Genomic DNA, 13,445 nt, shown 5'->3' with positions numbered 1-13,445 from the left:
CGGGATCGGCGCCAGCCCTCCCGCGCAGAGCGTGTGACAGTCGGGGGCGTGATCTTTCCGCTGGAAACGCTGTCGCACGCCGTGCTGGCCCGGGCCCAGACGTGGGCACGGCTAGGCATGACATGGCACACCCGACCGATCGAGCCGAACCACGGCAAACCGATCGTCACCAGTGAGTTCGAGTCCCCGTCGTGGCTCGCTGCGATAACGATCTGGAGCACCGGTGAGGCCGAACTAGTGCCTCATCTTTGGACGTTGGCCGTGTAATCCGTCGGTTCGGAGGCCGTTTCGGGCAGGCTGTCTCTCTCGCTGTTGGTGTGGGAGGTGGTGCCGGGTGGGACGACGCCCGGAAGTGTTCGTGCGGGTGCTGTCGATGGCCGAAGGCCAGCGGCTGCAGAAGATCACGCGGGCCGCGAAGAACCCGGTCAAGCTGCGCCGGGCGATCGTCGTTCTGATGTCTGGCCAGGGCCAGCCGGTGCCCGACATCGCGTACCTGCTCAAGGCCACCGAGGACTACGTCCGCGACGTGATCCACGCGTTCAACGAGCGGGGGTTCGACGCGCTGGACCCAAAATGGAGAGGGGGCACACCGAACAAGATCAATGAGCGGACCCGCGACTGGATCTGCGTGATCGCCAGGTGTGACCCCCGCTTCCTCGGCCAGCCGTTGTCGACCTGGTCGCTGTCCAAACTGCGTGACTACCTGATCGCCACCGGCCAGGTGGACACGATCAGCATCGAGACCGTCCGGCGGATCCTGCACGAACGCGGCGTCACCTGGCAGACGTCGAAGACGTGGAAGGCCAGCAACGACCCGGACTTCACCGCCAAGATGCGTCGGGTCCTCGACCTCTACGACCATCCACCGGCCGGCGGCAGGGTCATCTGCGTCGACGAGTTCGGGCCGCTGAACCTGCAGCCCCGGCCGGGCAAAGCCTGGAAACGGCAGGGCAAACCGGTCCGACTCCGGGCGACTTACCACCGTGACCACGGTGTCCGGCACATGATCGCCAGCCTCGACCTGGCCACCGGAAGAATCCACTACCGGATCCGGGACCGGAAACGATCGAGCGAGTTCCTCGACTTCCTCAAGAGCCTGCGACGCCGCTGGCCAGGGCAGACGCTGCATCTGATCCTGGACAACTTCTCCCCGCACAAGCACCCCACCGTCCGGGCCTGGTGCCAGGCCAACAACGTTGAGCTGGTCTTCCTGCCGACCTACAGCTCCTGGCTGAACTGGATCGAAGCCGAATTCGCCGCTTTGCGCTACAGATCTTGAATGGTCAGGTTCGTCCGATGTGGCCTGTGTGGCGACGTTGGGTTGGGGTAGTTCGATGGGATGAGGTATCCCGATGGAGGTGGGTTGTCTGCGCGGGGGCGGGCGAAGCGTGAGGCGGTACGGCGGCAGGCTGCCGGGTGGTTCGCCGAGGATGTGTCGGTGCCGGAGATCGCGCGGAGGCTGCGGGTGTCGCGGACCGCGGTGTACGGGTGGCGTAAGCGGTGGCGGGCCGGTGGTGAACAGGCTCTGGCGTCGAAAGGGCCTGGCGGGTCGCGGTGTCGGCTGGACGAGGGGCGGCTGCGGCGGCTGGCTGACGCCCTGGACGAGGGGCCGGCGGCGCACGGGTTCGGCGTCGATCAGCGGTGGACCCTGGCCCGGGTGTCGGACCTGATCGCCCGGAAGTTCCACACCCGGTACACGTTGCGCGGGACGGCGAACATCATGTACCGGCTGGGCTGGTCGGTGCAGGTCCCCGCGCATCGTGCGGTCGAGCGTGACGAGGCCGCGATCATCACGTGGCGGCGGGAGACGTGGCCGGCGGGAAAACGGTAGCGGCGCAGCGGCAGGCGTGGCTGGTCTTCGAGGACGAGGCCGGTCAGACGTTGCGCCCACCGAAGGCCCGCACCTGGGGACCACGCGGGCACACACCCGTGGTCCCGGTGTCGGGCAAGGGCTCCGGCCGGGTCTCGATCGCCGGCCTGACCTGCTACCGGCCCGGCCAGCGGTCGCGGTTCATCTACCGCACGATCGTGCACCGCCGCCGCAAGAACGAGCGGCGCAGCTTCAGCGAACGCGACTACATCGCCCTCCTCGACGCCGCCCACCAACAACTCGACGGCCCGATCGTGCTGATCTGGGACAACCTCAACACCCACGTCAGCGCCGCCATGCGGCAGATGATCGACGCCCGGGACTGGCTGACCGTCATCCGACTACCCGCTTACGCCCCGGACCTGAATCCCACCGAGGCCGTGTGGTCCCACCTCAAACGCAGCATCGGCAACCTCGCCGTCACTGGCGTCGATCACCTCCAGGCGATCATCAAGAACCGTCTCAAGAGCATCCAGTACCGCACCGACCTACTCGACGGCTTCCTCGCTCACACCGGCCTGACACTCGAACCCGACACAACCTGACCATTCAAGATCTGTACTTCACCCTCAACGGCACCGACCACCGCACCCACGCCGAGCAGGACGCCGCGATCGGTGACTACATCCGCTGGCACAACCAGCGAGCCCGTCCGAAACGGGATACGCGACCGAGTCCAAGATCCGCCACCCGGATTACCCGTTCAAGGCCGCATGACGAGGCACTAGTAGTGCTTTGTTAGGTTGGTACCAGTTGGTGGCAGAGTGGGCAGAATCCGAGCCAGGTCGCGAGGTGGTATTGCAGCTCGCGGAGGACGGCGTAGAGGCTCAGGTCTGCCCTGTTGCTTTTGGGTCTGCGAGTCGTAACTGGGTGAGGAACAGTTGGGCGGCTGCGGTGAGGGTGACGTGGCGGTGCCAGCCGATCCAGGATCGGCCTTCGAAGTGGTCGAGGCCGAGGGCGGTTTTGAGTTCGCGGTAGTCGTGCTCGATGCGCCAGCGGCTCTTGGCCAAGCGGACCAGTTCGGCCAGCAGGGTGTCGGTGGGCAGGTCGGACAGCCAGTAGTCGGTGGGTTCGTCCTGGTCGGGTGGCCATTGCACGAGCAGCCAGCATTCGGGGAGAACACCGTCGTCACCACAGTGGGGTCCACGTTGGATGGCCCGGCCTGCCGGCCGGACCCGTAGGGCGAGGAAGTGCCCGGCCAGGTCGCGGGAGGTCTGGCCGGGGGCACGATCGGCGGTGGCGATCCGGTCGCGCCAGCGCACCTGCCGGGCGTGGTGGGCGCCGTGAGCGAGGGCGAGATCTTTGAGGCTGCGGGCGGGCTGTGGGTATCTCGGTTTCGGGTGCATACCGACCCCGGCGTAGGGGACCTCGACGGGTTGAGCGTCGCCGGACTGGGCGGTGGTCGACGAGGTGGTCGCCACGATGTAGCCGATGCCGCGTTCGGTCAAGCCCTGGCGGAACTCGGCGACCTGCCCGTAGCCGGCGTCGGCGGTCAGCAACGGCGGACGCAGGCCCCACCCGGCCAGCTCGTCGAGCATTTCCAGGGCCATCATCCACTTTGGCCGATACCGCTGCTCGTCAGGCAGCTTTGAGGCTGACCGTCGCCGCAGGATCTGGTCGATCTGCTCGGCGGGTGGCGGCCGTAGGCGCTCGTGTGGCTTCTTCGCTCCGGCCTGGTCACGGGTCACGGGTTGCTGGCGCAGCCTGCGGGCGTGCGGGTTGGCCACCTTCCCGTCAGTGTCCGCAACGCAGGTCTCGTCCCAGGACTCAGGCACGAACAGCCGCCAGTCGAGCACCGCCGACGCGGTGTCACTCGCGGCGTGGACACTCACGGCGATCTGGCAGTTCGCGACCTTACCGAGGGTGCCGGAGTACTGCCGGGCCACGCACGCTGACGCTTTGCCGTCCTTGGGGAAACCGGTGTCGTCCACCACCCACACCTGCGGGCACACCAGGTCAATAGCGGTCCTCGCCAGCCGCCGCCGCACATCACTGACATCCCAGGTCGACGAGGTCAGGAACTGCTGCAACTGCTGGTGATCCACCCCGAGGCGCTGCGCCATCGGCTGCATCGATTTGCGCCGACCGTCCAGCATCAGCCCCCGCAGATACCGCAACCCGGTCCCCCGCTGATCCGACCGCGGCAACCCCGCGAACAGCCCGGCCGCGAAGTCCTCCAACCGCGTCCGCACCCGTGTGAGTCCTCGCTCGTCCACGCCCGGCAGCCAAACACAACCCAAAGAGCCCTACAAGCGACACACCGGAACAACCTAACAAAGCACTACTAGGACGTGCCGGCATGACCATCAGCACCCGCGACGCCACCCCACCCCCGCCGCGTCGACGACCAGCCGGCCGCCGACCCGGCCGGCTCGGCCACAGCGGGCCCGGCGGCGGCGCCTGGTCCTACATCGAGCCACCGACGGAGTACCGGGGCACCACCGTGCAGGTGTGCGGCCTGTTCCCCTTCGGCACCGGCGCGTCGACGCCGATGATCGGCGTACCGATCGGCCGGCACCTCTACACCGGCTCGGCGGTCTGCTTCGACCCCATCTCCTGGTACACGAGGGCGAAGTTGATCACCAATCCGTCGGTGTGGATCGAGGGCGAGCCCGGCATGGGCAAGTCCACCGCCGTGCGGCGGATGGTCCTCGGCCTCACCGCCCAGGGCGTCACGCCGCTGATTCTCGGCGACCTCAAGCCCGACTACGCCGAGCTGGTCCGTGCCCTGGGTGGGCAGGTGCTGCGCGTCGGGCCCGGCCTGGACCGGATCAACCCCCTCGACGCCGGCCCGTGGCGGCAGGTCCTCGACCGCGTCGACGAGCGCACCGCCGCGGTGGTGCGCTCCGCCGTCACCGACCGGCGGCTGAACATGCTGGTCGCCCTGGCCACCCTGGTCCGACGTGGACCCGTCAGCTCGGACGAGACCACGGTGCTGTCCGCCGCGCTGCGCTACCTCGCCGACCGTGAGACCGACCTCCCGCCGGTGCTCTCCGACGTCCTGCGCGTCATCCGCGACGCCCCGCCGGAGGTCCGCGCGGTCACCCTCTGGCAGGAAGAGCAGGACCTGCACCGCTTCCGCGACGAGACCAACGGGCTACGCCGCACCCTGCTGGCGCTGCTGCACGGCCCCCTCGGCGACACCTTCGAGGGGCAGACCACCACCGCGATCCGCCTCGACACCCCCGCCGTGTGCGTAGACATCTCCAGCATCGACGACACCGACGAACTGCGCACCGCCGCGACCCTCCTGTCGACCTGGTCCTACGGCTTCGCCCAGGTCGAAGCCGCGCACCTGATGGCCGACCTCGGCCTCGCCCCCGCCCGCACGTTCTTCACCGTCCTGGACGAGCTGTGGCGGGCGCTGCGCGTCGGCCACGGCCTGGTCGACCGCGCCGACGGCCTCACCCGGCTCAACCGGCAGAAGGGCACCGGCACCGCGTTCATCACCCACAGCCTCGCCGACCTGGAAGCCCTGCCCACCGCCCACGACCGGGCCAAAGCCCGGGGGTTCGCCGAGCGGTCGGCGGTGCTGATGATCGGCCCCTGCTCCGAGCAGGAGCTGGACGCCGTCTCCCGGGTCCGGCCGCTGTCGCATGCCGAACGGCGGGAGGTGCTGTCCTGGTCAGCGCCGCCGTCCTGGACGGCCACCGAGGGCAGCGAGACCGTCGGCCGGGGAAACTTCCTCATCAAGGTCGGCTCCCGGCCGGGCATCCCGGTGCACCTGGAGCCCACCGAGACGGAGAAGCAGCTCGGCAACACCGACTTCCGCTGGAGGATGGCGTGAGCCGCCCGGCCGGGCCGCGCGGCGGCCACGACGACGCCGGCCTCATCGCGGGCGGCATCGCCGCCCTGGCCCTGGTCCTGGCCGTCGGGGCATGGCTGCCGGTCCTGCTCACCCGGCCACCCGGCTACACCGCAGGCGGCCCCATCCGGGTGACCACGGCGGTGCTGCGCGGCGAGATCACCTGGACCACCGCCTGCACGCTCGTCGTGCTCGCCGAGGTCGCCGTCCTGGCGCTGCTGACCACCGCGGCGGTGACGGCCTGGCGGTGGTCCCGCCGGCGTCGTACCCGGGTCGACTCCGCCGCCCGACAGATGGCCACCCGCAAGGACCTCGCCCACCTCAGCCCCCAGGGCGTCGCCGACAGCGGCCGGCGGCTACGGCCGAGCCTCGCCGACGTCGACCGGCCCGACCCCGACCAGCTCGGCGTACTCATCGCCCACACCGTGGCCGGCGGAATGCCACTGCGGCAGTCCTGGGAGGACATGGCCGTCGACATCTGGGGCCCCCGCACCGGCAAGACCACCTGCCGGGCCATCCCCGCCATCGTCGCCGCCCCCGGACCCACCCTGGTCACCAGCGTCAAGGGCGACATCGTCGACGCCACCCGCGAGGTCCGCGCCGCCCGGGGCACCGTGTGGGCGTTCGACCCGCAGCACATCCTCGGCACCGACCAGGGCATGTGGTGGAACCCGCTGCGCGCCGTGGCCACCATCACCGACGCCCGCCGCCTCGCCGAGCACTTCGCCTCCGCCGAACGCGAACCCGGCGTCAGCCGCGACGCCTTCTTCGACCCGTCCAGCGAGGAACTGGTAGCGAACCTGCTGCTGGCCGCCGCATGCTCCGGACGGGACATCCTCGCCGCATACCGATGGGCGGTCAGCCCCCGCGACGACGAACCCGCGATGCTACTGCGCGAGCACGGCTTCGCGCTGCCCGGCGACGCGGTGGCCGGCGTGGTCAACATGCCCGACAAGACCCGCGGCGGCATCTACGCCGGTGCCCAGAAGATGCTCATGTGCCTCACCGAACCGGCCGTCACCGCCTGGGTCACCCCACCCACCCGAGGCGGGGTACGCGAATTCGACCCGGCCGCGTTCGTGACGTCCACCGACGTGCTGTATCTACTCTCTCAGGGCGGACCCGGCTCCCCCGCCCCGCTGGTCGCCGCCCTCACCGACACCGTCCTGCGCGCCGGAGAGCTACGCGCCCGCGCCTCAACCGGCCGCCGCCTCGACCCCCCGCTGCTGAGCATCCTCGACGAAGCCGCGAACATCTGCCGGCTGCGGCAGCTCCCCAGCCTCTACTCCTACTACGGCTCCCACGGCCTGCCGATCATCACGATCCTCCAGTCCTACCCCCAGGGCATCGACGTGTGGGGCCGCGAGGGCATGCGCAAACTCTGGTCGGCGGCGAACGTCCGCACCTACGGCGGCGGCGTCGCCGACCCCGACTGGCTCGAAGAACTCTCCAAGCTCATCGGCGAGCACGACGTCACCACCCGGTCGACGAGCACCAGCGGGTCCGGGTGGGGCCAACGGTCGGTGTCCCACGCCACCCGCCGCCAACGCATCCTCGACGTCGCCGACCTGCACGCCCTGCCACGCGGCCGAATGGTCGTCTACGCCTCCGGCGCCCCACCAGCCCTCGCCCGCACCGCCCCCTGGCAGGACGGACCGCACGCCGCCGCGATCCGCGCCTCGATCGCCCGCTGGGACCCCGACAGCCGCACCGACTGGACCCTCACCCCCGACGCCCCGGAGCCAACACCATGACCACACCAGCCACCGGGCCCGGGCCATCCAGCGACCCAGTCGCGGACCTCAACGCTCTGCTCGGGCAGCTCGTCGGCGACCAGTCCCCAACCTCAGTCCAGCCGCAGGCCGAGGACCCGGCAGAGCCAGAGCCGGCCTACCGCAACGTCGAAGCGTTCATTCAGGAGTACCTGGCCCAGGTCGTCGAGCGGCGCCTCGCCTCCGGCCCTACCTCCGGGGTGAACTGGTGTCCGCGTTGGTGGGCACACCCGGAGGCGATATCCCGCCTGTACGCGCTGTGGCGGGCGTGGGAGACGCTACGGCTCAGCGACCCCCACACTGGCATGAGTATCTGGTGGCGCGACCACCTGGATCCGCACCTCGCCGCACTCGGCGCCGAGTACGGACCGTTCAGTCGGTGCAGCCCAGAGAAGCACACCGAACCGCGACCTCTACCCGTAGAGCAGGCACCGCCGGAAGTGCTCGCCCAGTTCCCTGATGCCGACAACCTCTAACGAACCGCGCTTCTCCGGCCTCTTGACCATCAATAAAACCTTGATTGCCTATCTTGATGAGGTATCTTGAAGGCATGTCTGGTGAGTCGGTCCCACCTCTCCCTCGATTGCTCCCCACCGGGAGTTGCTGGTGTGGATGCGGCAGGGAAACCGCGGTCGGCTCCTTCTTCATCCGCGGCCACGACAAGATCGCGGAAGCCGCGCTGATGGCGCTTGAGTACGACAGCTCCGTGCCCCAGTTACTCCACCGCCATGGCTTCGGTCCGCAAAGATCCGTGACTGACGCCGCCGTGGACGACGCCGACTGCCCGTGGATGCGGTGCAGGCACTGCGGCTACGCAGGCGCACCCGACAGTGTCCGCCGACACGAGGCCAACCACAGCACGCGATGACAGTCGCAGCAGCCCACCTGGAACGAGGACACGTGACCGACGAGCGATACACGTGACTGGCCCCTTCAATCAGCCCGGTCGCTTCTGGCGAGGCAATCTTCACACCCACTCCGACCGCTCAGACGGAGCCCTACCTCCCGAGGAGATCGCGCGCCGCTACCGAGAAGCAGGCTACGACTTCCTGGCCATCACCGACCACTTCCGAGCCAAGTACAACTTCCCGTTGACGGACACCCGGCAGTTGCGCACGTCCAGTTTCACCACCCTATTGGGTGCCGAACTGCACCCCCCACGCACGGAGTTCTCCTCGGAGTGGCACATCCTGGCGGTGGGGCTGCCCCTCGACTTCCCTCCACCCGAGTCCGACGAGAGCGCACCACAGCTGGCCCGCCGAGCCAGAGCCGCTGGCGCGTTCATCGGCATGGCCCACCCCGCGGCGTCGCTGCTCACGACCGCCGATGCCGAAAGCCTCGACGCGGCCCACGCAGTCGAGGTCTACAACGCGCTCTCAGCACGTGAGGACCGCGGCGACAGCTGGCACCTAACCGACGTTCTGATCAACCGAGGACTCAGGCTTAGCGCTTACGCTGCCGACGACGCCCACTTCCAGCCCCACGACCCTCCAGGCTGCGCGGCCTGGGTTCACGTACGCGCCGAATCCCTCGACCCGCAGGCACTTCTCGCCGCCCTCAAATCCGGCGACTACTACTCGAGCACCGGACCCGAACTGCACGACGTACAGCTCGACGACGACCTCATCACGGTGCACTGCTCACCCGTGCGCAAAGTGCTGATCACCGGCGGCGATCCGGGCGCAAGGGTTATCCAAGGCGAGGCATTGACCGAGTGCTCCCTGCCGCTCGCGATGTTCAAGCGCAGGTGGTGCCGAGTCACGGTCGAGGACAGCCACGGCCGGCGTGCCTGGAGCAACCCGATCTACCTTCCACCAGGCCGCGCCCCCTCCACGGCGTGATCGTCGAAACCGAGAGAAAGGACGCTCTCATGCTCTGGCCCGCGCTCCGAGTGCTCTCTCAGGGAGAGTTGGCATCCGACCAGCTACAACGACTGATTGGCACCCTCCAGCTCGAAAACGCTCCTCGCCGCGAGGGGCCCGGAGCGGCGAAGAGCATCGCTCACCGCTCCTTCACCGATACGACCGGCACGCGCCTCGTCCTGGACCTTGCGCGCACCGGCGAGTCCGGCTGGGTTTTCACCCTGTTCTTTGACGGGGAGCCGCCCTCCACCGGTGCGCTCGAAGGCCACCGGGCACTGCTCCGCGGCGTCGTAGACCGCCTGGGTCTCACCCTCATCGAGATCACCCCCGCCGTCACCGCCGACGAAGTACACGTCACCCCTTGGCAGCCGGCCGGCTCCGCAGAGCCGACCATCGGCCACTCGTGGGACCTCCCCTACACCGACCTTGATCAGCTATGGCCACACGTAGGCCTGCGCAAGAACGCTCCCAAGGAGGTGAAGGCAGTCAAGCTTCGGGAGGTGATGCGCAGCCCTGCGTGGTCCGCCGCTCCTGCGGATCTTCAGCACGAGGCTGAATCCTTCCTCGAAGACACCGAACGCGGCACAGCCAAGTAAATCCAGCAGCGCTAGAACGAGACGTGGCTTCACCTCTGGATGGGCGGCAAGGTGAGCGAGCAACCGATCAATGAGGCAGCCAGGCGGGAACTCGTCCTTCCCGCGATGGCTGGCGACAGTTGGGTCAACTGTGCTCAGGGACACGCACATTGGGGCCGATTCGGTGCCGCCGGGTTGCTGCCCGTCTACCGTGCGGCCGACGGCGAAGTGCACGTCCTGATGCACCATCGAGGCGCAAGCACCGACCAAGGAGAAACCTGGGCGCTTCTTGGCGGCGCACGAGACAGCCACGAGTCGGCGGCCGAGGCCGCACTCCGCGAGGCAGCGGAGGAGAGCGACTTCGATCCCACCCATGCCCGTATCGAGCGGGTGGTCCGAGATGACCACGGCGGCTGGTCGTACGACACGGTCATCGTCTCGCTCGACCGACCCGTACCGGTGCAGGGGGTCGAGGGTGAATCGATGGCACTGGCCTGGGTGCCACTCTCGGAAATCCAGGACCTGAATCTTCATCCTGGCTTTTCGGGGAGCTGGCCGAAGGTCCGGACGGCGCTCGACGCGGTGCTGGCCGTCGAGTCGCCTACGCCGTCGGCCACCACCGCCGTGCGACTCGATGGCGAGCTTCCGCTGCCTGCTCATCCGGCGACTGGCGCCCAAGCGCTCGCACGAGAAGTGCTTGACGGTGGTGTAGGCATCTCCCGCAGAGAGCTCGTCACCTTCAGCGATGGCACCTTCGCCCTGTATGAGGAGTACCTACGGACCGAAGACGCCAGGCTCACGGTGCTCGACGCGTACGTCGGCCGAGCGGTAGGTGCCCGCGTCCCGCTTTCATACCCGCTGGGGTCTCAGCGGCTCTACACCGATCACATGCCCGGCGAGCCGGCGTCCGCCCGCTACGGGAGCATCGCTGACCTGGCAGATGAAGGGATGCCGGCCACCCGCGACGGCGTGTTCCTCGGCCTCTACTACGCGTTGACCGCTACCCACGGAGTCACCGTTGACCAGGTTCTCCTCGGAGAACGGCAAAGCCTCATCACCACAGCCAAGGCAGTCATCTCGCCTGGCGCGCTCCCCGACGCTGACAACCCTTTCGTCCGCGTCTTCTACCGCCAGGTTGAACCGCACGTGTTCTCCTGGGTGGACAACCCGATCCCCCCTGCCGAAATAGAGATCATGGGACGGCAGCTCGACGGCCTACGTCCCCTCTTCGAGGATCTCGGTCGGCCCGACTTGCACGACGCTGTCATGGAGCGCTTCGGTCAGGTCGCCGAGCACGCGGTCGGCACAGCTCCCCTGCTGCCTCGGCCCCCTGGTGGGAGGGTCACACTTCCCGACCCGGCACCTGAGCGGCACTACCCTCTGGCACCGCCACCCGACTCGCAGGAAAGGACCCGGCATCAGCAAGTCGCCGAGGCGCTGCTGACCGACAACGGGCGGATCACTGACACACCCCAGGCGAAGACCATCGCCATTCAGGCCCTCGCTGACCGGATGCGGTCCTCCACGCCCGAACTCGTTCTCGCGGCGTTCGGCCTGGTCGTCGGTACCGATATGGGACACCGGCTAGGCGACGGCCGGTACGTGCTCGTGCCGCACGACGAGCAGTACCCGTCGATGGGAGCCGATGTCCTCCGTTTCGACGAACTCAATCCGGCGGACCCCGGGCACGCTTCGAGCAAGGCGGTGCGCATGGACGATCCGCGCGCCGAAACCCTCGTTCGCTGGATCGCGGTCAGCGAGCTGATGAGTTCCTGGTCGTACGGCTCTAACAACAACGTGCGGGTGCTGGCCATGCAGGAAGCCGCCAAGGAGGAGTTCGGGCTGGCAGGTGTTCTCGAGTGGCGGATGGATCCCAAGACCCGCGACGCTGTCGCCCTGGAACTCGACTACAACCGCGACGCACTGCGGGACTTCCTCCGCAGCCAGTACGAGATGACGCAGGAGACCCTCGCCAGCCGCGGCATCACCGAGGTCCTCGCCTACCGGGCGCTGACCTGGAAAGAGGGAGCGGCGCAGCCCCACTGGGCCGGGCTGAACGTCGGAGACACCTTCCAGGCTCGCCAGCGACCGCTAGCGAGCTGGGCCGCAGACCGTCAGATCGTCGCCGACTGGCTGGAGAAACGTGGCGGCCATGCAGTGATCCTGGTCGACCTCAAGCCGGCGCAGGACGTCCTGTCCATCCCCATGACCGGCATAGGCTACTTCGCACAGAAGGAGCTGGTAACCCTGCCGGGCGACAGCCTCGTCACGCTAGACGGCGTCTTCACCGGCAACACCCCGGCAGTAACTGCTGAACAGACCGCAGCCAGCAGCGTCGCCCTGGGCACCCCTTCCCTGGACGGTACCGCGGAAACCCCTCCGAGTAACACAGACAAGGAGTCGGTGCCGGACGCTCATGAGCGTTGGCGTCCCCTCGCCATTACGACCCAGCTGGACCCTGCGGACCCCATCGACAGTCAGATCATTCGGATCCTCGACGGCGAGGAGCCACCAAGCTGGTGGCCCCGGGATGATTCCGGCTACGCCATCACAAAGCGCGACCTCGACTTCCTGGGCATCAACCCGGTCCAGGTGAAGTGGATGCTCACCGGTCAGGCGCCCATGGGCATGAACCCGGAGCTCTACCAGCGGTTCGGCACCGAGATGCTGGAGGCGCTCGACCGCGACGGCATAGACCCATCTCAGGTAGACATTCGCCTGAAGGGAACCGGCGCTGGCTTCTTCTCCGGGGGCCACAAGACGATGCCCCGTGAGCAGGACCTGGCTGCCAAGCCGATCGCGGCGCGGCGTCTCCGGAACTGGTTCGGTGAGAGCCTTGATCGCCCTCTACGTCGTCCATACGACGCCATGTGGCGCCTCGGCCTCGAACGAGCACCCAGCGACTTCGACCTCGACATCAACAGCACGGCCATAGTCCGGGCTGCTCGAACGTACTGGCGGACCCACCACACCCACCGCTACCTCGGCGATTTCATGAACGGCCACGGATATCTGGACAAACAGGCCGCGATGGGTACCCTCCCAGCACTGGCCACCTGGGCGCGTAGGTGGGAAGAGACGCTGGGTAGACCGCTGTCCCTGGGAATCTTCGAGTCCAGCGGGCCGTTCGACGCCACCGTGCTCGGCCGAACCCTCTCCTCCCACTTCCGCGACACCGACTGGATCATCCACAGCCCTGACGTACCCATGGCTTGGCGCACCCCTAGCTCCAGGATCACCACACTGCCTCATGCACCAGGGGAGAACAGCCAGTTGGAGGCCCCCTCTCAGCCACGAATCGACTCCCAGGAACCCTTGCCACGCCCCATCGAGCGATCCGCGTCCACCGCTGCAGCGAAGGCGTTTCCGACAAGCACACGGCAAGCCTTGCCCAGACAACCTTCCGCAAGCAACGCCGACCAACCGACAGGTCGCCGGATGACGAGCCCGGAGGCCGGCAAGAATGAGGAGCCGACTCGGTAACCGACGGCACAGCCCGGCCGGCGACGCATGCCTCAGCACCGACGCGCTGCACATGTCCGGCCGCAGCTGCCGCGTGTT

Annotated in this window: 10 protein-coding genes; 9 read left to right on the top strand and 1 reads right to left on the bottom strand. The window is 68.1% G+C overall.

Going from position 1 to position 13,445, the window contains the following annotated elements; all coding sequences use genetic code 11:
• Nucleotides 1-334: 334 nt before the first annotated feature.
• The 3 genes from O7612_RS07315 to O7612_RS07305 all read left to right on the top strand — a co-directional run bounded on the left by O7612_RS07315 (nt 335) and on the right by O7612_RS07305 (nt 2,415).
• A complete protein-coding gene (locus O7612_RS07315) occupies nt 335-1,279 on the top strand; it encodes an IS630 family transposase (RefSeq protein WP_282271590.1) in 945 nt (314 codons plus the stop codon).
• Nucleotides 1,280-1,363: 84 nt separating this feature from the next.
• Nucleotides 1,364-1,831 (top strand): winged helix-turn-helix domain-containing protein, encoded by a 468-nt coding sequence (locus tag O7612_RS07310; RefSeq protein ID WP_231932599.1) that lies wholly within the window; start codon nt 1,364-1,366, stop codon nt 1,829-1,831.
• Nucleotides 1,810-2,415, top strand: a complete 606-nt coding sequence (locus tag O7612_RS07305) for an IS630 family transposase (protein ID WP_282265593.1) — start codon at nt 1,810-1,812, stop codon at nt 2,413-2,415. The genes O7612_RS07310 and O7612_RS07305 overlap by 22 nt, the downstream gene beginning before the upstream one ends.
• A 282-nt stretch (nt 2,416-2,697) precedes the next feature.
• Here O7612_RS07305 and O7612_RS07300 read toward each other — a convergent pair whose 3' ends face one another.
• Entirely contained in the window at nt 2,698-4,086 is a 1,389-nt protein-coding gene (locus O7612_RS07300; RefSeq protein ID WP_282271588.1) for a transposase, read from the bottom strand.
• A gap of 83 nt (nt 4,087-4,169) precedes the next feature.
• Between O7612_RS07300 and O7612_RS07295 the strand changes: the two genes are divergently transcribed.
• The 6 genes from O7612_RS07295 (at nt 4,170) to O7612_RS07270 (ending at nt 13,367) form a co-directional block, all read left to right on the top strand.
• Complete coding sequence (locus tag O7612_RS07295) at nt 4,170-5,657, top strand: ATP/GTP-binding protein (RefSeq protein WP_282271586.1); 1,488 nt, start codon at nt 4,170-4,172, stop codon at nt 5,655-5,657.
• A complete protein-coding gene (locus tag O7612_RS07290) occupies nt 5,654-7,429 on the top strand; it encodes a type IV secretory system conjugative DNA transfer family protein (RefSeq protein ID WP_282271584.1) in 1,776 nt (591 codons plus the stop codon). Before O7612_RS07295 ends, O7612_RS07290 begins: the two co-directional genes overlap by 4 nt.
• Nucleotides 7,426-7,923 (top strand): DUF4913 domain-containing protein, encoded by a 498-nt coding sequence (locus O7612_RS07285; protein WP_282271582.1) that lies wholly within the window; start codon nt 7,426-7,428, stop codon nt 7,921-7,923. The genes O7612_RS07290 and O7612_RS07285 overlap by 4 nt, the downstream gene beginning before the upstream one ends.
• 444 nt (nt 7,924-8,367) lie before the next feature.
• Entirely contained in the window at nt 8,368-9,288 is a 921-nt protein-coding gene (locus tag O7612_RS07280) for a CehA/McbA family metallohydrolase (protein ID WP_282271580.1), read from the top strand.
• Nucleotides 9,285-9,905, top strand: coding sequence for a hypothetical protein (locus O7612_RS07275; protein ID WP_282271578.1), 621 nt, complete (start codon nt 9,285-9,287; stop codon nt 9,903-9,905). The genes O7612_RS07280 and O7612_RS07275 overlap by 4 nt, the downstream gene beginning before the upstream one ends.
• Before the next feature lie 39 nt (nt 9,906-9,944).
• Nucleotides 9,945-13,367, top strand: a complete 3,423-nt coding sequence (locus O7612_RS07270; protein ID WP_282271574.1) for an NUDIX domain-containing protein — start codon at nt 9,945-9,947, stop codon at nt 13,365-13,367.
• The last annotated feature ends 78 nt before the right edge of the window (nt 13,368-13,445 follow it).

This window comes from Micromonospora sp. WMMD987 (assembly GCF_029581435.1).
GTDB classification, from domain to species: domain Bacteria; phylum Actinomycetota; class Actinomycetes; order Mycobacteriales; family Micromonosporaceae; genus Micromonospora; species Micromonospora rifamycinica.
The sequence above is the reverse complement of the archived record's forward strand: the minus strand, read 5'-3'. Positions and strand labels throughout refer to the sequence as shown.